This window comes from Streptomyces griseus (assembly GCF_900460065.1).
Classification (GTDB): domain Bacteria; phylum Actinomycetota; class Actinomycetes; order Streptomycetales; family Streptomycetaceae; genus Streptomyces; species Streptomyces griseus.
In genome coordinates, this window is record NZ_UAVD01000032.1 from 23740 (window position 1) to 42519 (window position 18780).

The window sequence follows — 18780 nt, forward strand, 5'->3', positions numbered from 1 at the left end:
CACGGCGGCCGGCCCCACGGCGGCCCGCACCGGGGCGCTCCGCACCACGCTCGCCCGCCCCACGGCGGCCGGCCGGTGCGGCCGTCGCTCCGGCCGGTCGCCGGGTCGGCGAGAATCGGGGCGACGCGCGTACCGGGGCGACGGTCGCGGGCGCGGACGGGACGACGGCGCGGCGAGAGGCGGCTTCAGGTGCAAGGCCAGGACGGCGAGCGGGACCGGTGCGAGGCACGGGACGGTGACGGGCCGGGGGCGGCGGATCCGGAGCCCCGCCGCGGACGGCCCCGTTCCGCCGCCGCGGAACGGGCGATCCTGGACGCCGTGATCGCCCTCCTGGAGGCGGGCGAACCACTGGCGGGCCTCTCCATCGAGCGCATCGCGCGCACCGCGGGCGTCGGCAAGGCCACCATCTACCGGCGCTGGAGCGGGAAGGAGGAACTCTTCGTCGACGTCGTACGCGACATGGAGCCCACCGACCCGCCCGTCTCCGGCACCGCCGGACTCGCCGACCTGCGCGTGATGCTGGAATCGATGCGCACCCGGGGCCTCGCCCAGCGTTCCTCGGTGCTCCTGGTCAACATCTTCGCCCAGATGAAAAGCCACCCGAAGCTGTGGCAGGAGTACTCCGGCACGGTCATCGCCCCCCGGCGCGTCGCGATGCTGGAGGCGGTGCGCCGCGCCGTCGCCGCCGGTGAACTCCGGGACGACCTCGACGTGGAGCTGATCGACGACCTCTTCGTCGGCCCCATGCTCGTCCGCACGGTGCACCGCCCCGAAGCGCCGCTCCCCGAGGATCTCGTGGACCGCGTCATCGCCGCCCTGCTGGGAGGACTCGCCCCCGTACGAGTGTGACCGTTCTGTCACAGGCCCTCCCGCCCGGCCCCGCTCCGGAACCCGCCGTCCCGCCCCGGTCGTCCTGGTTTCCGTACGGTCGTGGGGACGTCGGGCGGGTCCCGGGGCCGAGGGCCGGAAAGACGCCGCTCATCGCCTAGGGTCGGGGGCGCGGCGATGTGCAGGGCAAGGCAGTGAGGACAGCGCGATGGTGCAGGCGTACGGAGCGGACACGGACCACGGCGGCGCGGAGCGGCCGGAGCCCGGCGGGTCCCGCTTCCGGAGCCTGCGGGACCGGCTGAGGAACGACCGGGGCGTCTGGCGGCGCGGGATCGTGCTCGCCCTCTGCTCGGTGCTGCTGACTCTGCTGATGGTCGTCCACGCGCAGATCCCCAACCGGCTCGGCAACCTCGGCAGCCTCGTCGAGACGTTCCTGCCGTGGGTCGCGATCTTCATCCCGGTGCTGCTGCTCCTCGGCCTGCTGCGGCGCTCGGCGACCGCCGTGATCGCCCTGCTGCTGCCGATCGTGGTCTGGCTCAACGTCTTCGGGGGCCTGCTCACCGACAAGTCCGGCGGCGGCGGCGACCTCACCGTCGCCACCCACAACGTCAACGCGGGCAACCCCGACCCCGACGGCACCGCGCAGCAGGTCGCCGGTTCCGGGGCGGACGTCGTGGCCCTCCAGGAACTCCCGGGCCGGCAGGTCTCCACGTACGAGAAGTCGCTGGCCGACCGCTACCCCTACCACTCGGTCCAGGGCACCGTGGGGCTCTGGAGCAAGTACCCGCTGGCCGACACCAAGCCCGTCGACATCAAGATGGGCTGGACCCGGGCGATGCGCTCGACGGTCGAAACCCCGCAGGGCGAGGTCGCGGTGTACGTGGCCCACCTGCCGTCCGTCCGGGTGAAGCTGCACGCCGGGTTCACCGCCAACCAGCGCGACGCCAGCGCCGACGCGCTCGGCGAGGCCATCGCGGACGAACGGGTGGAGCGCGTCGTCCTGCTCGGCGACCTGAACGGCACGATGAACGACCGCTCGCTGAACGCCGTCACCGCGCAGATGCGCTCCACCCAGGGCGCGGCGGGCGACGGCTTCGGATTCAGCTGGCCGGCCTCGTTCCCGATGGCCCGGATCGACCAGATCATGGTCAAGGGCGTCGAGCCGCTGGCCTCCTGGACCCTCGCGGCGACCGACAGCGACCACCTCCCGATCGCGGCCCGCGTGGAGCTGTGACCTGCGGGGGGCTGTGACCCGCGGGGGGCTGCGACCCGTGGGGGGAGGGGCTGCGACCTGCGGGGCGGGCCCGGTGGGGCGCCCGCAACGAGCCGTTCACCTGCCGGTGGGCGTCCCGGCACAAACGTCTGCGAGAATTTGTTCCGGTAACTTACATATGGCGTGAGCCGTTGTCCGGCACCCCGGGTGCCCTGGCAACGGCTTCCTGCTGCCCCGCCGCCGCGCGCCCCGGACCCCACTCGCACGAAAGGCCCCCTCCCCATGCCCCTGGCCCTCCTCGCCCTGGCCGTGAGCGCCTTCGGCATAGGCACGACGGAGTTCGTCATGATGGGGCTGCTGCCCAACGTGGCGGACGACCTGGGGACGTCCGTGCCCACCGCCGGACACCTCGTGTCGGCGTACGCGATCGGCGTCGTCCTGGGTGCGCCGCTGCTCACCGGCCTCGGCTCGCGGGTCCCGCGCAAGCGGATGCTCCTGCTCCTGATGGCGGTCTTCACCCTCGGCAACCTGGCCTCCGCGCTCGCCCCGGACTTCGGCTGGCTGATCGCGGGCCGCTTCCTCGCCGGCCTGCCGCACGGCGCGTTCTTCGGCGTCGGCGCGGTCGTCGCCGCCCGGCTGGTCACCGAGGGCCGCCAGGCGCGGGCGGTGGCGACGATGTTCCTCGGCCTGACCGTCGCCAACATCGTCGGCGTCCCCGCCGCGACCCTGCTCGGCCAGCACCTCGGCTGGCGGGCCACCTTCCTCGTGGTCGCGGCGATCGGCCTCGCCGCGATGGCGGCCCTCACCCGTCTGGTGCCCCACATCCCCGTCGAGGAGCACCAGGACGTCCGCCGCGAACTGCGCGCCCTCGGCAACCGTCAGGTGATCCTCGGCCTGCTCACCGCCGTCTTCGGCTTCGCCGGCGTCTTCGCGGTGTACGCGTACCTCTCGGCCATGACCACGAAGGCGATGGGCTTCGGCGAGTCCTCGGTCACCCTGGTCCTGGCCCTCTTCGGCATCGGGATGACGCTGGGCGCCCTGGCCGCGGGCCCCCTCACGGACCGGGCACTGCGCCCGACGCTGTACGGATCGCTCGGCGCGCTCGCGGTGGTCCTGGTGGTGTTCCCGTTCACGGTGCACGTCCCGTGGGCGGCGCTGGTGATGGTGGTGCTGCTGGGCGGAGTCGGCTTCATGACGACGACCCCGCTGCAGATGCTGGTGATGAACAAGGCGAAGGACGCCCCGACGCTGGCCTCCGCCTCCAACCACTCCGCGTTCAACCTGGCCAACGCGGGCGGCGCCTGGATGGGCGGCGTGGCGATCGCGGCGGGCTGGGGCTGGACGTCCCCGGCCCTGGTGGGCGCGGTGCTGGCCGTGTCCGGCCTGGCGATAGCGGCGACGGCGGGATTCCTGGACCGAGGAGAGGGGAAGGCGTCGCGGGTGGTGGCGGCCCACGGGGCCGGTGCGGCGTCCCAACCCACCCCGTCGGCCCACTCCAGCTAGCCCGGCACCCTCTTCAGTCCGCCCGGCGGCCACTCCAGCCCGTCCGGCGCGTGAGGACGGAACCGACACGCCGGACGGGCCGGGCACCCCACAAGGGAACCCGGCCCGCCCGGCGGGGCGGCCACCGGACGTCCCCGATAACCGCCTGCTCCGCTACGACGACTCGCGCCACCGATTGGTGATCGGCAGCCGCCGGTCCTTCCCGAACCCCTTGGGCGAGATCTTCGTCCCCGGCGGATACTGCCGCCGCTTGTACTCCGCCGCGTCCACCATCCGCAGCGTCTTCGCCACCAGCTCCGCGTCGAACCCGGCCGCCACGATGGCGTCGAGCCCCTGGTCCCGGTCGACGTACAGCTCCAGGATCGCGTCCAGGACCTCGTAGTCCGGCAGCGAGTCCGTGTCGACCTGCCCCGGCCGCAGCTCCGCGCTCGGCGGCTTGGTGATCGAGGCCTCCGGGATCGGCGGCGTCTGTCCCCGCTCCTCCGCCGCCCGGTTCCGCCACTTCGCCAGCCGGAAGACCGACGACTTGTAGACGTCCTTGATCGGCCCGTACGCGCCGACCGCGTCCCCGTACAGCGTGGAGTAGCCCACCGCCAGCTCGGACTTGTTGCCCGGCGCCAGCACGATCTGCCCCTCCTGGTTGGAGATGGCCATCAGCGTCGTGCCGCGCAGCCGCGCCTGGAGGTTCTCCTCGGCGAGCCCGGTGAGCTCCAGCGACTCCATGTACGCGTCGAACATCGGCTCGATCGGCACCGTGCGGAAGTTGAGCCCGGTCCGCCGCGCCAGCTCGGCCGCGTCGCCCTTGGAGTGGTCCGAGGAGTACTTCGACGGCATCGAGACGCCGTACACGTGCTGGGCGCCGAGCGCGTCGCAGGCGATGGCCGCGCAGATCGCCGAGTCGATGCCGCCGGAGAGCCCGATCAGCACGCTGCTGAAACCGTTCTTCGCGGCGTACGCGCGCAACCCGACGACCAGCGCGGAGTAGATCTCCTCCTCGTCGCCCAGCCGCTCCGCGTACCCGCCCGCCAGCTCCGGCTCGTACGCCTCCACGGGCCGGTCGGACAGCACCACATGGTCGATGCGCAGACCGTCGTCCACCACGCCCGAGGGCGCCTCGGCCCCGGCGGCCGGCAGCTCCAGATCGAGGATGACGCTGCCCTCGGAGAACTGCGGGGCGCGGGCGATGACCTCGCCCTCCTTGTCGACGACGATCGAGTCGCCGTCGAAGACCAGCTCGTCCTGGCCGCCGATCATCGCCAGATAGGCCGTCGTGCAGCCGGCCTCCTGGGCCCGCTTGCGGACCAGCTCCAGCCGGGTGTCGTCCTTGTCCCGCTCGTACGGTGAGGCGTTGATCGACAGCAGCAGCCCGGCGCCGGCGGACCGGGCGGCCGGGACGCGCCCGCCGTCCTGCCACAGGTCCTCGCAGATCGCGAGGGCCACGTCGATGCCGTGGACCCGGACGACGGGCATCGAGTCGCCCGGCACGAAGTACCGGAACTCGTCGAAGACGCCGTAGTTCGGCAGGTGGTGCTTGGCGAAGTTGAGCGCGATCCCGCCGCGGTGCAGCACGGCGGCGGCGTTGCGCGGGGAGCCGGCGGGCTGCCCGTAGCGCGCCGCGGCGTGCTCGGAGCGGTCCAGGTAGCCGACGACGACCGGCAGTTCGCCGAAGCCCTCCGCGTCGAGCCGGGCGGCCAGCGCGCGCAGCGACTGCCGCGAGGCCTCGACGAAGGACGACCGCAGGGCCAGGTCCTCGACGGGGTATCCGGTCAGCACCATCTCGGGGAACGCCACGAGGTGGGCGCCCTGCTCGGCGGCGTGCCGGGTCCAGTGGACGATCGCCTCAGCGTTGCCGGCGAGGTCGCCGACGGTGGAGTCGATCTGATTCAGTGCGAGGCGTAGTTGAGGCACGCCGCCCAGTGTAATCGTCTTTCTGACGCGATGTCCCGGCGGGCCGGGCAAAATCTGCCCGGCCCCACCGGAACCGCAGGTCGGCGCGGGTCACCGCGACGACCCGCTGGGTCAGCCGCGCGGCTCAGGCCCGGTAGCCGAGGACCGTCATCATCCCCGCCTCCGCGTGGTAGACGTTGTGGCAGTGGACCATCCACAGCCCCGGGTTGTCCGCGTCGAACTCCACCGTCAGCGACCGGTGCGGCAGCACGATCGCGGTGTCCTTGCGGGCCCCGGCGGCGTTCCCGCCGAGCGCGAAGGTGTGCCCGTGCAGATGGAGGGGGTGCCACATGGCCGTCCCGTTGTCGAAGACGACCCGTACCCGCTCGCCCGCCTCCACCGGCCGCCGGTGATCCGCGCTGTACGGCTGCCCGTCGAAGGCCCAGTCGTACCGGGCCATCCCGCCGGTGAGCCGGATCCGGATCGTCCGGTCCGGCGCGCGGGCGGCGAGCGCCACCGACGGGTCCGGCGCCAGCCGCCCCGCCTCCACCAGCTTCCCGTCCAGCTCCTTCGGCCGTACGGAGGCGCCGGGCGCGGCCCCGCTCCCCGTCCGCAGCACGGCAAGCGCCGACGCCTCCCTCTTCCCGGCCTTCTTCCCCTCCGCCAGCGCGGTGAGTGGGAAGACGCCGTCGCCGGCGGTGACGAGGACGTCGTACCGCTCGCCCATGCCCAGCAGCAGCGCGTCCCCGGTGGTGTGCCGGACCGGGAACCCGTCGGTGTGCGTCACGGTCATCCGGTGCCCGCCGAGCGCGACCCGGAAGGCGGTGTCGCCACCGGCGTTGATGATCCGCAGCCGGATGCGGTCGCCGGGCCGCGCGGAGAAGGACGACGGGTCCCGCGGCACCCGCCCGTTGACCAGGTAGTGCGGGTAGGCCACATCACCGGCGTCCCCGCCGAGCAGTTCGCTGGTGGCCCCCATCATCATCCGCGAGGGCCCGTCGCCGCTCGCGTCACCGTTCCCGTCCCCCTCGTCCTCCTCGCCCGACATGGTGTGCGCGCCGTGGTCCATCCCGCCGCCCATGCCCCCGGACAGCTCCTTGAGGACGGCGTCGGGAGTGGACCCGTCCACCCCGTCGACCCAGTCGTCGAGGACGACGACCCACTCCTTGTCGTACGCCAACGGCTCCTTCGGGTCCTCGACGATCAGCGGCGCGTACAGCCCCCGGTCCTGCTGGACGCCGGAGTGCGGGTGGAACCAGTACGTCCCCGGGTGCGGCACGGCGAACCGGTAGGCGAAGTCGGCCCCGGGCGCGATGTCCCGCTGGGTCAGCCCGGGGACCCCGTCCATGTCGTTGCGCAGGGCGAGGCCGTGCCAGTGCAGGGAGGTGGGCTGCGGAAGGTGGTTGGCCAGGGTGAGGGCGAGGGTGTGCCCGGCGGTCACCCGCACCTCGCGCCCGGGCAGCCGGTCCCCGTAGACCCAGGAGGCGACGGTGGTGCCGCCGCCCAGATCGAGCCGGGTCCGGGTGGCGGTGAGGGAGACCTTGCGTACGGGACCGGAGCCGCGCGCCGCCTCGGCCGCCTCGACCTCCTTGCCGTCGGGCGAGACGTACGTCCCGGAGTCCTGCGCGCCGCCGGGGGAGTGGCCCCCGCCGTGATCGCCGCCGGCGTCGGAACAGGCGGCGAGGGCTCCGGAGCCGGCGACGGCGAGAGCGGCGCCGAGCACGGCGCGTCGAGTGGGTTGCGTGGGCATGCCTGATACACCTCTGAAGAACGGAAGGGCTGTCGTGACCGTCCCCGTCACGGAGAACCTGACGGGGTGCGTCACGGGTGCGTCACGGGAAGGAGGGCGGAGGTGAGACGCCCACTCCTAAATACGCAGCACCGAAACGCTGGCCAGCACCGATATCCGGGGCGGCGGAATCGGCCGCAGGGCCCGCAGCGCCCCCGCACCCACCGGCGTACCGAGGGGCCGCCCGTCGGCGCGCAGCCCGAGCAGCCAGGAACCGAGGAGGGCGAGGCCCCAGGCGCCGAGGACGGCGAGGCAGACGGAGAGCGGATCCATGCCGCTCATGGGGACGCCGGAGCCGGGGGAGTCGTGCGACGGCTGCGACCGCTGGACTTCGCCGTCCATCACGGTCGGGGCCTGACCCGGGGCCGGTTCCTGGACGGGGCCCCGGGCCGTGTGCTCGCTCGCGGCGGGGGCCGAGGGCGCCGGGCCGGTGTGCTCCGCGGGATGCCCGACCGTATGCATGGTGACGATGCCGAACAGCAGAGCGGCGAGCAGCATCAGCTGCCCGTACGTTCCGCTCCCGCTCGTCCTGCCCGCCATGCCGGCCACCCTACCCCTGGCGGGTATACGACCGAGGGCGGGGGCGGCCCGGCACCGTTCCCCCACACCTCCGTCACTCCGCCGAAGCAGGGGCGGGGCGGGGTGCGGGGCGGCGCGGGTGCGGGAAGGACGCCGGGCAGCCTGCCGTACGGGTGCTCAGCCGCGCGCGTAGACCTTCTCGGCCCAGCCCGCGATCTGCTCCTCGGTGAGGTGCTGCGCGAGGTCGGCCTCACTGATCATGCCGACGAGCTTCTTGTTCTCGACGACGGGCAGCCGGCGGATGCGATGGGTCTGCATCTCCTCCAGGACCGCGTCCACATCGGCCTCCGCCTCGATCCAGCGGGGCGTGCCCTGCGCGAGATCGCCCGCCGTGACCTTCGCCGGGTCGTGCCCCTTGGCCACACAGCCGACGACGATGTCGCGGTCGGTGATGATGCCGACCATCCGGTCGGAGTCACCGTTGGCGGACACCGGAAGCGCGCCCACGTTGTGCTCGCGCATCAGCTGGGCCGCACGGTCGAGCGTTTCGTGGGCCGGGATCCAGCGGGCCCCGCTGTGCATGATGTCTTTGGCGGTCGTCATGGGGGATTTCCTCCTGCGTGCCGATGGCACTGCCGTACGGCCCCGAGCGCAACCCATCGTCACCGGCCCGCCGGGGCCGCGCGACCGCAATCACCCGTTCGGGTGTGCCGCCGCAAGGACGAAAGCTGACGTGCTTGCAGCCGGGACCGTTGCCCGGGACTGCCGCCCTGGGCCGGACCGCTTCCCCGTCCTGGTCCCGGGAACCCGCTCCTGGCGCAGGGTTCCCGGTCCGGGCCAGGTCGAGGGCCGCGGTTCCGACTGCGGCCCGGCCCGGCCCTGCCCGGCTTCGGCTCGGCTCAGGACCGGGGCGCGGCCTTCCGTTCGGCCAGCATGTCCCGCATCAGCCCCAGCTCGGACTGCTGGCCCTCGACCATGCCCCGGGCGAGCCGCTGCTCGGCCGGGACCGTGCACAGGGAGGCACAGGCCTCGGCCATGTCGACGCCGCCCTTGTGGTGGTCCGTCATCAACTGGAGGAAGAACACCTCGGCCTCCTCTCCGTCGAGACGGCCGAGCCGGGCGAGCTCGGAGCGGCTCGCCATGCCGGGCATGAGTACCCCGTCCGCGCCGGAACCCGCCCCGGCACCGGCGGAGCCGTGCCCACCGTGCTCGTGCCCGTCCTCGCCGGCCATCCACGCCATGGGCCGCTCGCCGCCCGGGGCGACCTTCGGCAACTCCCACAGGTCGAGCCAGCCCAGCAGCATGCCGCGCTGGTTGGCCTGGGTGTTGGCGATGTCGTAGGCGAGACGGCGCACGTCCTCGTCGTCCGTGCGGTCGCGCACGACGAACGACATCTCGACGGCCTGCTGATGGTGGACGGCCATGTCCCGGGCGAACCCGGCGTCGGCGGACGAGGCTCCCGGAACGGCGGCGGGTCCGCCCCCTGCCGCCGGGCCGTCCTCGTCGCCGCGCGCGGAGGCGACGGTGGCCGCCCCCGCGAAGACCAGGGCCAGGGCCACGGCGGCTCCGGCGGCCCGGCGGACACGCCGGGTCTTGCGCCGCTCCACGAGGGAGCGAGGATCCGCGCCCCCGACCTGGGGTTCCCCGGCCTCCGGCTTTCCGACCTGGGGTTCCACCGCCGCCCGTTCCCCGCCCGCCCGTTCCCCGCCCGCCCGTTCCCCGGCCGTCACCGCGGCACCGTGGCCAGCCCGCCGGTGCAGGGCGCGCCGGGCTCGGGGGTCTGCGCGCCCTGGACGTACTGGGCGAGGAACCGGTCCACCCGCTCGTCGTCGGCGGAGTCGACGGTGACCTGCTTGCCCCAGGCGCTGAGCATGATCGCGCCCTCCTGGCCGGCGTACGGGCTCATCAGCGTGAACGGGGTCTTCTTCACACGCTCGGTCAGCGCGGCGACGTCGGCTTCGGCGGCCTCGCCGTTGTAGGTGACCCAGACGGCTCCGTGCTCCAGGGAGTGCACGGCGTTGACGTCCGGGAGGGCCTTTTCGTATACGTCGCCGTCGCAGTTCATCCAGGACGGGTTGTGGTCGCCGCCGACCGGAGGCTTCATCGGATAGTCCACCGAGCCCGCCACGTGGTTGCGGCCGAGCTTCGCCGCGTCCCAGGACTTCAGCCCCTCGATGGCCCCGCCCGTGGCGTCGCCGTGGGAGTCGCCGTGCCCGCCCGGGTGCTTGCCGTCCTGGGCCGCCGAGGCGTTGTCGGACTTCTCGTTCGCCTCGGAGTTCTCCAGCAGCAGGTACGAGCCGAAGGTGACGAGACCGGCCACGACGGCGGCGCTCAGCCCTATGGCGATGGCCCGGTTGCGGGTGGCGCGGGCGCGCGGGTCGGGGGCCTGCGGCTGGGGGTACCGGGGGTCGAAGCTCATGTCGTCGAGTCCTTCTGCGAAGGGGCCGGGAGGAGCGGGACGGTCCGTGGACCGGGGCGCGTGGACGGGCGGAAAGCCGCGAGGGAAGGCGGGCCGAAAGCCGGCCACGGCTCGGCTGCCGCCCGCGTGCGCCACGGTCGCCGATCGTAGTGGGTGGCCGAGTGCTCTCTCTCACACCGTGTGCGTAATCTGGGGGAAATCCCGGGTCGCGATACTGGAGTGTCCCCCTACCCCGGGCGGTGGTGCACGGACCGTCTGAACTGCAAGGATGTGGCAATGGACAAGCAGCAGGAATTCGTCCTCAGGACCCTTGAGGAGCGCGACATCCGCTTCGTGCGGCTGTGGTTCACCGACGTCCTCGGGTTCCTCAAGTCCGTCGCCGTGGCCCCGGCCGAGTTGGAGCAGGCGTTCGACGAGGGCATCGGCTTCGACGGCTCGGCGATCGAAGGCTTCGCCCGGGTGTACGAATCGGACATGATCGCCAAGCCGGACCCGGGCACCTTCCAGATCCTGCCCTGGCGCGCGGAGGCCCCCGGCACCGCGCGGATGTTCTGCGACATCCTGATGCCGGACGGCTCCCCGTCCTTCGCGGACCCGCGCTACGTCCTCAAGCGCATCCTTGCCAAGACGTCCGACCTCGGCTTCACCTTCTACACCCACCCCGAGATCGAGTTCTTCCTGCTGAAGAACAAGCCGGTCGACGGCACCCGCCCGACCCCGGCGGACAGCTCCGGCTACTTCGACCACACGCCGCAGAACGTCGGCATGGACTTCCGCCGCCAGGCGATCACCATGCTCGAATCGATGGGCATCTCGGTCGAGTTCAGCCACCACGAGGGCGCCCCGGGCCAGCAGGAGATCGACCTGCGGTACGCGGACGCGCTCTCCACGGCGGACAACATCATGACGTTCCGTCTGGTGATGAAGCAGGTGGCGCTGGAACAGGGCGTGCAGGCGACGTTCATGCCGAAGCCGTTCTCGGAGTACCCGGGTTCGGGCATGCACACCCACCTCTCCCTCTTCGAGGGCGACCGCAACGCGTTCTACGAGTCGGGCGCCGAGTACCAGCTCTCCAAGGTCGGCCGCTCCTTCATCGCGGGCCTGCTGACGCACGCGGCGGAGATCTCGGCCGTCACCAACCAGTGGGTCAACTCCTACAAGCGCATCTGGGGCGGCTCGTCCCGCGCGGCCGGCGCGGGCGGCGAGGCCCCCTCGTACATCTGCTGGGGCCACAACAACCGCTCCGCCCTCATCCGCGTCCCGATGTACAAGCCCGGCAAGACCGGCTCGGCCCGCGTCGAGGTCCGCTCCATCGACTCCGGCGCCAACCCCTACCTCACCTACGCGGTCCTGCTCGCCGCGGGCCTCAAGGGCATCGAGGAGGGCTACGAACTCCCGGCCGGCGCCGACGACGACGTCTGGGCCCTCTCCGACGCCGAACGCCGCGCGATGGGCATCGAGCCCCTCCCGCAGAACCTCGGCGAGGCGATCTCACTGATGGAGAAGAGCGAACTGGTCGCCGAGACGCTGGGCGAACACGTCTTCGACTTCTTCCTCCGCAACAAGAAGCAGGAGTGGGAGGAGTACCGCAGCGAGGTCACGGCCTTCGAGCTGAAGAACCTGCTGCCGGTGCTGTAGCGCGCACGCACGTGACTGCGGGCCGCCCGGGGCCGTCCGGCCCGGATGGGCGGCCCGTGTGCACGGGAGGATGAGGGGGGCGGGGATCCATGGCCTGTTACACAGTCCCGAGGTGGCTCCCGGGGACCTTTGTGCCCGCCCCCCTTGACCGCGGACCTCGAAGGTTCTCTGACCGGCCTTCAACCACCGGACAACCTAGCAAGCGGCACTGACAAGGGCGGACGGCACGGGAATCGGGGTGGGGCGTCGGCCGAGGGAGTCGGCCGCGACAGTCGGTTCCCAGCAGCCTTCCGGGGAAGGTCACCCGCACCGGACTCCGGGCCCGATCAGGGTGCCGCGGCCCAGATGTGGAGGGGGCCGCTGACCGAGACGTCGTCCACCGCGCCGCCGGCGATGTGCTCGATCACCGCCATGGACACCGTGCCCTTGTCCGTCACGGAGCACAGCGCGGCACCCTCGACGAATCCGCGTTCCTCCCGGTCGGTGCGCTCCGACAGGGCCAGCGCGCCGAAACCGGTGCCCGCTGCGGCCCGGGAGGAATCGAACGACTTCGGGGCGTCGGCCCGGAGGAGGCCGACCCGGGTGTTGGGCAGCGCGCGCAACTGGTAGTCACCCAGGCCGGTGCAGGTGTCCGGCCAGTACAACAGCTCGGCCCCGCCGGGCTCCTGGACCGCGCCGTTGTTCTCGTCCTCGGTCCGGCTGGTGCCGTCGTCGAGGTCGACGAGCTGCTGTTCGTGCTGCGTGCACGGGACGGGCGCGAGGCCCCACATCGTGCTGAGGGCCTGCGCGTACCCGTCCGGCGCGGTGAGGTCGGCCTCCGGAGAGGCGGACGCGGAGGCGGATACGGAGGGTGCCTCGTCCGACGGGGCCGGCGGCCCAGGCTCCGGCTCCTTTGACGACGGCGTTCCGGACGCGCTGGGCGAGGCGGGCCGCGTGACACGGTCGGCGGTGTCGGGGGCGGGCGCGGCGGCGGGTCCGGAGTCGTTGCCCCCGAAGACCACGGTCACCAGGATCCCGACCAGGGGGATGGCTATGCCCCCGACCCACCAGGCCCACCGCGGAGGGTCGGTGCGCGGCGGTGAGGGAGGGTACGGGGGTGGTGGAGGCGTCCCCGGAGCTGCTGGTGTACTCATGTCCCCCTCCGATGAACCGACTTCGCGCTGCGGGCCAGCCTATCGATCAGCCGGTTCGCCGCACTCGGGTTTCGCATCGGTCCGGAGACGGTCATGGACTTCACGCGGTCACTCGCCATCGACAGGGGGAACGACGGGGCGGGTCCGGCGCGACACCGCCCGTGGTCGGCCCGGTCGGGGCGCGAGGGTGCGCCGGAGGAGAGGCCCGGTCGAGGAGGCCGCCTGCCTCCGCCGTTTCACGCGGGTGCCGCCCGTGTCGACGGGGTCGTTCCGGGCGGCCCGCGTCCCGGCGGCCCCGCCCGTTCCCCCCGTACAGGTCGAGCGTGACCTGGGGCGCTACACCGGCGGAGTCCCCCGCGGCGACGGTGCGGGGGGTGGGTTCGGGAGGGGAGGGCCCGGGTTCGGCGGTGTTTTCGGGGGGCCGCTGCCGTGTTTGCCGTCGTTCAGGACCTTGCGGGCCGTCAGGCCGTAGACGCCGAACGGCGGGAAGAGGTCGACGCGGCGCGGGTAGTCGCCCTCCGCGCACTCCTCGCAGAGCAGGTCGCGGCCGGCGGGGGTGTGGCGGGCGGCGGTGACCGGGGCGTTCCAGCAGGCCTCGCAGTCGAGGACGTCCTTCGTGGAGAGGGCGATCATCCGGTCCTCCCGGGTGGTGGTGGCGGTAACGCCCGGTGGGTCCTGCGCATCAGGTGCCTCCGTCTCGGATTGATGGGTGGCGACCCGGCCCGGCCGCGGCCCTGCCGAGGAATCGACGGCCGGGGCGGGGGTCCAGGGGTCCGCCCGGCCGTACGCCGTCGGCCCGCCGCCGCGCCGGCACGGTCCCGCGGAGCCCCGCGCCGAACCGGAGGAAGCCCCCGCCGACCCCGCGGGAGCCGCACCGGCCCCGCGGGATCCGGTAACGACCCCGCAGGAGCCCGCACCGTGTCTCATCGGCGGGTCTCCCGCCAGACGCGGACGAGCTTCGTGGCGTCGGGGCAGATCGTGCCGGTCCGGCACGCGGTGCAGGTCATGGTGTGGCCGAGCAGGGCGCGGTACGCCGTGTCCGGGGATTCGGTCGTGGTCACGTTCGCCTCTCCGCTGATCTCGGCCCACACGTATTCGGCGGTGCGGGTGCGGGTGTGCCCGTAGCGGTCCGCCGTGGCCAGGGCGGCGAGGACGGCCGCGTGGGCGGTCGTGCTCAATCCGGCGGGGAGATCGGCCTCGACGCGGAAGGCGTCCAGGTCGGCGGCCACACGCGGTTCGGTGCCCGTGGCGGCGGCGAGCATGCCGGTCAGCGCAGCGACCCGCGCTTGTGCAGAGCGCACACTTCTCCCCTGGTGGACCGAATGTCACTCCATGTAATGCTGAGTATTCAGCTTCAACCTGATGGGTTAGCTTTGTCAACAGCGACGCCCATATCGACGCCGAACACACGGAGCTGCTCAAATGCCACGTGATACGCCGTACTTGCAGGTGGCGGACAAGCTGCGGGCTCGCATCCGAGCCGGTGAATGGGCCGTCGGCGACAAGCTGCCCTCCCGGGCGCGGTTCGCGGAGGAGTACGGCGTCGGTCAGTCCGTGGCGCAGCGGGCCATGGAGCGCCTGATCATCGAGGGCATCCTCGAAGGCCGCGCCGGCTCCGGCACGTACGTCCGCCGCGCCCGCGAGCGCCGCCGCATGGTCCGCTCACGCCACCGCGAGCAGCGAGGCAAGAGCCCCTTCGCCTCGGACATGGCCGAGCTCGACCACGAGGCCGACTGGGAGTGCACCAGCACGGCCCGGGTCCCCGCCCCCGAAGACATCGCGGAACGCCTGGCGATCGAACCCGGCGACCTCTGTGTCGTGACCGACTACGAGTTCCTCGCCGACGGCCTGCCCGTACAGCTCGCCAAGAGCTGGGAGCCGATGGCCATCACCGACGGCACCCCGGTCCTGCTCCCCGAGATGGGTCCGCTCGGCAAGATCGGCGTGGTGGAGCGGATGCGGTCGATCGGGGTGGACATCGCCACCGGCATCGAGCTTCCCCGCCCGGCCCGCGCGACGCGGGAACAGGCCAATCTGCTGGGGATCTCCATCGGCGACCTCGTCATCGAGGTGGAGCGCACGTACTTCGACCGCGAGGGGCGTCCCGTGGAGACGGCCGACATCACCGTGCCGGACATCCGCTGGGAGATCGCCTACGAAATCCGCATCGACCAACCGGACCCCGACCAGCCGGACTCCTGAGCCGGGTGCCGAGGGGGCTCGAGGGGCGCCGCGCACGGACCGGCGGCGGGGTGCTCGGCGCCGGGGCGCGGTCGTGCGCGGCCCTCACGCGAACCCCCGCCCCATCTCGTCCAGGATCTCGTCGATCACCGCCGCCGGCTCGCGGGTCAGGTCCTCCTCGATCCACATGCGCATCGCGATCCGGAGCGAGGACAGGAAGCCCGCCGCCAGGACGATCGGGCGGACCGGGGCCGACGGCGGGCCGGGGCGGGCGGCGACCGCCTCGGCCAGGTCGCGCTCCAGGGCGGCGTGGTTGGCCAGCTGGCGGGCCAGCAGGGAGGGGTGACGCATCGCCAGGCGGGTGCGCACCGCCCACTCGCGCTCCGGGGGCGCCACGCGGTCCGCGAACTGCGCCACCGCCGCGCGCAGGGCCGGCCAGGCCGGCTCGTCGGCGGGGCGGTCCCGCACCGTGCGGACCAGGGCCCTGATCTGCTGCTCCTCGCCGTAGAGGAGGGCGTCCTCCTTGTTGGTGAAGTAGTTGGAGAACGTCCTGCGGGAGATCCCGGCCGCGTCCGCCACCGCCTCGACCGTCACCTGGTCGAAGCCGTGCTCCACCGTCAGGCGCAGGGTCGCCTCGTGCACGGCCTGGCGGGTGGCTTCCTTCTTGCGTTCCCGGAGTCCCGGTCCCGCGGTGCTGCTGTCCATGCGGGCATTATCCCCCGGAGGCGAGATTGTTGCGCAGTGGGCAAAATTGCCCAGTGTGCATGTATGGTGAAGTCTTCTCCCTCCCGTACCCGGCGCGCGCGGAAACCGTGACGACCGCCCCGTACGGGCCTCTCGTACGAACTTTCCGGAGGTTGCGCGTGAGCGCAGCAGACACCGCCACCGCCCCGGCCGGGGCCCCCGCCGCCGCACCCATGGACCACCGGCACGTCCTGCGGGCCCTGAGCGGACTGCTCATCGTGCTGTTCGTGGCGATGATCAGCAGCACCGTGGTCTCGGTCGCGCTCCCGCAGATCATCGGGTCCCTCGACGGCACGCAGTCGCAGTACACCTGGGTCGTCACCGCGACCCTGCTCGCCTCCACGGCCTCCACCCCGATCTGGGGCAAGCTCGCCGACCTGTTCAGCAAGAAGCTGCTGCTCCAGATAGCCATCGGGATCTTCGTCGTCTCGTCGGTCGCCTGCGGATTCGCCCAGTCCACCGAGCAGCTCATCGCGTTCCGCGCCGTCCAGGGGCTCGGTATGGGCGCGCTCCAGGTGCTCGTCCAGGTGATCATCGCCGCGATGATCAGCCCCAAGGAGCGCGGCCGGTACAACGGCTACCTCGGCGGTGTCATGGCCGTCGCCACCGTCGGCGGGCCGCTGCTCGGCGGGTTCATCACCGACGCCTCCTGGCTCGGCTGGCGCTGGTGCTTCTTCATCGCCGTGCCCTTCACGCTGGTCGCCTCCCTGATCCTCGCCCGCACCCTGCACCTGGCCGAAGTCCGCAGGCCCGAGACCAAGGTCGACTACCTCGGCGCGTCGCTGATCGCCGCCGGGGTCAGCCTCCTGCTCCTCTGGGTCACCTTCGTCGACACCGACTTCGACTGGATCTCCTGGCAGACCGGCCTGATGGTCGGCGGGAGCGTCCTCATCCTCGGCGCCGCCGTCCTCGTCGAGACCCGGGTCAAGGAACCCGTCGTCCCGATGCACGTCGTCCGCCGCCGCGACCCCGCCCTCGCCATCGTCGCCAGCCTCGCCGTCGGCATGGCCATGTTCGGCGGTGCGGTCTTCCTCGGCCAGTACTTCCAGATCGGACGCGGCTACTCGCCCACCGAGGCCGGACTCCTCACCATCCCGCTGATGGCGGGCGTCCTCGTCTCCTCGACCGTCGCCGGCCGCCTCGTCTCGAAGACCGGCAAGGTCAAGCCGTTCATCGTCGCGGGCGTGATCGTCCTCGCCCTCGGCTTCCTCGGGCTGTCCTTCATCGACCACCGGACCTCGCTCGTCCTGGTGTCGCTGGGGATGCTCGGCGTCGGCGTGGGCGTCGGCATGTCGATGCAGAACCTGGTGCTCGTCCTCCAGAACACCGTGCCCCTCAGCGAGATCGGCGCGGCCAGCGGGGCGATCACCTTCTTCCGCTCCCTCGGCGGCACCATGGGCGTCTCGGTGCTCGGCGCGGTCCTCGCCCACCAGGTCGCCACCAGGATCACCGACGGGCTGACGGCACTCGGCGTCGACCCGGCCGCCTCCGGCTCCAGCGGCTCCACCCTCAACGTGGCCGCCATGCCGCCCCAGGTCCAGGACATCGTCCGGGCCGCGTACGGGGAGGCGACCGGCCACATCTTCCTCATCTCGGCTGGCATCGCCGTGATCGGGGTGATCGCCTCCCTGTTCCTGACGCCCACCAAGCTGCGGGACAGCGTCGACCTGTAGCAGACGGCGAACGGCACCGGCATCCCGGACGACAGCCCGCTCCCGCGCCCCGTACGGGTGCGGGAGCGGGCTGTTGTAGGGTTACCACCCCCGTACGCCACGTGGTCACCCACCCCGTGTCCCACGGGGCCGACGAGATCGACCGAGGAGGTGAGCCCCATCACCGCTGGATCAGGCTGGGTGCTCACCCCGCGCGATCGCGTCGTACGACCGGCAGCAGCCGACCGGACGGCATAGGCCGGTCGCGGAGCGCCCATCGGTTTTCCCGAAAGGCTTCGCTCGTATGCCGGTTCACCCGTCGAGTCCCCTCTCCGCCACCGTCCTCGCCCTGCGCCGCGCCGGCTGCGTCTTCGCCGAGGACGAGGCCCGCCTCCTCCACGAGACCGCCGCCTCGGCCGACGAACTGTCCTCCCTCGTCGAGCGCCGCGCCGCCGGACTGCCGCTCGAACACGTCCTGGGCTGGGCGGACTTCCACGGCCGTCGCTTCGCCGTGGACCCCGGGGTGTTCGTGCCCCGCCGCCGTACGGAGTTCCTGGTCGCCCGGGCCGCCGCCCTCGCGCCCCGCCGGTCCGTCGTCGTCGACCTCTGCTGCGGTTCGGGTGCGCTCGGCGCGGCCCTCGCCGCCGTCTCGGACGCGGCCGAACTGCACGCCTGCGACGTCGAACCCGCCGCCGTGCGCTGCGCCCGGCGCAACATCGGCGACCTGGGACACGTCTACGAGGGCGACCTGTTCGCCCCGCTGCCCGCGACCCTGCGCGGCCGCGTCGACGTACTGCTGGCCAACGTGCCCTACGTCCCCACCGACGACGTCGAGCTGCTGCCCGCCGAGGCCCGCGTCCACGAACCGCGCGTCGCCCTGGACGGGGGCGGCGACGGCCTCGACGTCATGCGCCGGGTCGCCGCCGAAGCGCCCGCATGGCTCGCGCCCGGCGGCAGCCTGCTGGTGGAGGCGAGCGAGCGGCAGCGGGACACGGCGGTCGAGGTCCTGCGCGCCGCCGGGCTGAGCCCCCGGGTCCTGGTCTCCGAGGAGCTGTACGCCACGGTCCTCGTCGGGACGGCGGCGAACAGCCCCTCGGAGGATCGCCCGAAGCGGTAGCGCGTCTGGCCGTACGGCTCCCCCTTGCCGAAGCCGAACGCCGTACGGGGGTGGACCGCGAACACGTGGGCGTGGCCGCCCCCGCCCCGAATGCATCGGCACAGGACTAGGCTCAAAGAGCTGTGACGCCGGTACACGAAGCGGCCGAGCAGTTACG

17 protein-coding genes and 1 pseudogene are annotated in these 18780 nt (G+C 72.6%); 7 read left to right on the forward strand and 11 right to left on the reverse strand.

Going from position 1 to position 18780, the window contains the following annotated elements; all coding sequences use genetic code 11:
- Positions 1-189 precede the first annotated feature (189 nt).
- From DTB53_RS23090 to DTB53_RS23100, 3 genes are all read left to right on the forward strand, one after another.
- Positions 190-849, forward strand: coding sequence for a TetR/AcrR family transcriptional regulator (locus DTB53_RS23090; RefSeq protein ID WP_012381198.1), 660 nt, complete (start codon positions 190-192; stop codon positions 847-849).
- A 187-nt stretch (positions 850-1036) separates the two neighbouring features.
- The gene (locus tag DTB53_RS23095) at positions 1037-2062 is read left to right on the forward strand and encodes an endonuclease/exonuclease/phosphatase family protein (protein WP_012381199.1); all 1026 of its coding nucleotides are present in this window, start codon (positions 1037-1039) and stop codon (positions 2060-2062) included.
- 261 nt (positions 2063-2323) lie between these two features.
- Complete coding sequence (locus tag DTB53_RS23100) at positions 2324-3544, forward strand: MFS transporter (protein ID WP_012381200.1); 1221 nt, start codon at positions 2324-2326, stop codon at positions 3542-3544.
- A 153-nt stretch (positions 3545-3697) separates the two neighbouring features.
- Here DTB53_RS23100 and DTB53_RS23105 read toward each other — a convergent pair whose 3' ends face one another.
- The 6 genes from DTB53_RS23105 to DTB53_RS23130 all read right to left on the reverse strand — a co-directional run bounded on the left by DTB53_RS23105 (position 3698) and on the right by DTB53_RS23130 (position 10158).
- Positions 3698-5452, reverse strand: coding sequence for an NAD+ synthase (locus DTB53_RS23105; RefSeq protein ID WP_003969530.1), 1755 nt, complete (start codon positions 5450-5452; stop codon positions 3698-3700).
- Positions 5453-5576: 124 nt separating this feature from the next.
- Positions 5577-7181, reverse strand: coding sequence for a multicopper oxidase family protein (locus DTB53_RS23110; RefSeq protein WP_012381201.1), 1605 nt, complete (start codon positions 7179-7181; stop codon positions 5577-5579).
- A 117-nt stretch (positions 7182-7298) separates the two neighbouring features.
- Positions 7299-7760 carry a hypothetical protein gene (locus DTB53_RS23115; protein ID WP_012381202.1) on the reverse strand — a complete coding sequence of 154 codons (462 nt, stop codon included), beginning with the start codon at positions 7758-7760 and terminating at the stop codon, positions 7299-7301.
- Positions 7761-7916: 156 nt separating this feature from the next.
- Entirely contained in the window at positions 7917-8342 is a 426-nt protein-coding gene (locus DTB53_RS23120; RefSeq protein WP_003969533.1) for a CBS domain-containing protein, read from the reverse strand.
- Positions 8343-8638: 296 nt separating this feature from the next.
- Positions 8639-9346, reverse strand: coding sequence for a DUF305 domain-containing protein (locus tag DTB53_RS23125; RefSeq protein ID WP_012381204.1), 708 nt, complete (start codon positions 9344-9346; stop codon positions 8639-8641).
- A gap of 119 nt (positions 9347-9465) precedes the next feature.
- Positions 9466-10158: a thioredoxin-like domain-containing protein gene (locus DTB53_RS23130; protein WP_003969535.1), complete on the reverse strand. Its 693-nt coding sequence runs from the start codon at positions 10156-10158 to the stop codon at positions 9466-9468.
- A 276-nt stretch (positions 10159-10434) separates the two neighbouring features.
- Between DTB53_RS23130 and glnA2 the strand changes: the two genes are divergently transcribed.
- Positions 10435-11796 (forward strand): gamma-glutamylpolyamine synthetase GlnA2, encoded by a 1362-nt coding sequence (gene glnA2 / locus DTB53_RS23135; RefSeq protein ID WP_003969536.1) that lies wholly within the window; start codon positions 10435-10437, stop codon positions 11794-11796.
- Between the two features lie 326 nt (positions 11797-12122).
- On the opposite strand, the gene DTB53_RS23140 is transcribed toward glnA2, so the two are convergent.
- The 3 genes from DTB53_RS23140 to DTB53_RS23150 form a co-directional block, all read right to left on the reverse strand.
- Positions 12123-12929 carry a hypothetical protein gene (locus DTB53_RS23140; protein WP_063744774.1) on the reverse strand — a complete coding sequence of 269 codons (807 nt, stop codon included), beginning with the start codon at positions 12927-12929 and terminating at the stop codon, positions 12123-12125.
- Positions 12930-13265: 336 nt separating this feature from the next.
- Positions 13266-13562, reverse strand: coding sequence for a hypothetical protein (locus DTB53_RS23145; protein WP_003969538.1), 297 nt, complete (start codon positions 13560-13562; stop codon positions 13266-13268).
- 290 nt (positions 13563-13852) lie between these two features.
- Positions 13853-14191, reverse strand: coding sequence for a hypothetical protein (locus DTB53_RS23150; RefSeq protein ID WP_012381206.1), 339 nt, complete (start codon positions 14189-14191; stop codon positions 13853-13855).
- Positions 14192-14351: 160 nt separating this feature from the next.
- Here DTB53_RS23150 and DTB53_RS23155 point away from each other — a divergent pair, with 160 nt between their 5' ends.
- The gene (locus DTB53_RS23155; RefSeq protein WP_012381207.1) at positions 14352-15131 is read left to right on the forward strand and encodes a GntR family transcriptional regulator; all 780 of its coding nucleotides are present in this window, start codon (positions 14352-14354) and stop codon (positions 15129-15131) included.
- 84 nt (positions 15132-15215) lie between these two features.
- Here DTB53_RS23155 and DTB53_RS23160 read toward each other — a convergent pair whose 3' ends face one another.
- Positions 15216-15815 (reverse strand): acyl-CoA-like ligand-binding transcription factor, encoded by a 600-nt coding sequence (locus DTB53_RS23160; RefSeq protein ID WP_003969541.1) that lies wholly within the window; start codon positions 15813-15815, stop codon positions 15216-15218.
- Positions 15816-16027: 212 nt separating this feature from the next.
- Here DTB53_RS23160 and DTB53_RS23165 point away from each other — a divergent pair, with 212 nt between their 5' ends.
- A complete protein-coding gene (locus tag DTB53_RS23165; RefSeq protein ID WP_012381208.1) occupies positions 16028-17527 on the forward strand; it encodes an MFS transporter in 1500 nt (499 codons plus the stop codon).
- A 283-nt stretch (positions 17528-17810) separates the two neighbouring features.
- Positions 17811-18623, forward strand: coding sequence for a putative protein N(5)-glutamine methyltransferase (locus tag DTB53_RS23170; RefSeq protein ID WP_012381209.1), 813 nt, complete (start codon positions 17811-17813; stop codon positions 18621-18623).
- Here DTB53_RS23170 and DTB53_RS37535 read toward each other — a convergent pair.
- Positions 18614-18709 (reverse strand): annotated as a pseudogene (locus tag DTB53_RS37535) (pyridoxamine 5'-phosphate oxidase family protein); the annotation flags it as partial. The gene DTB53_RS23170 and the pseudogene DTB53_RS37535 overlap by 10 nt on opposite strands.
- Between the last annotated feature and the right edge of the window lie 71 nt (positions 18710-18780).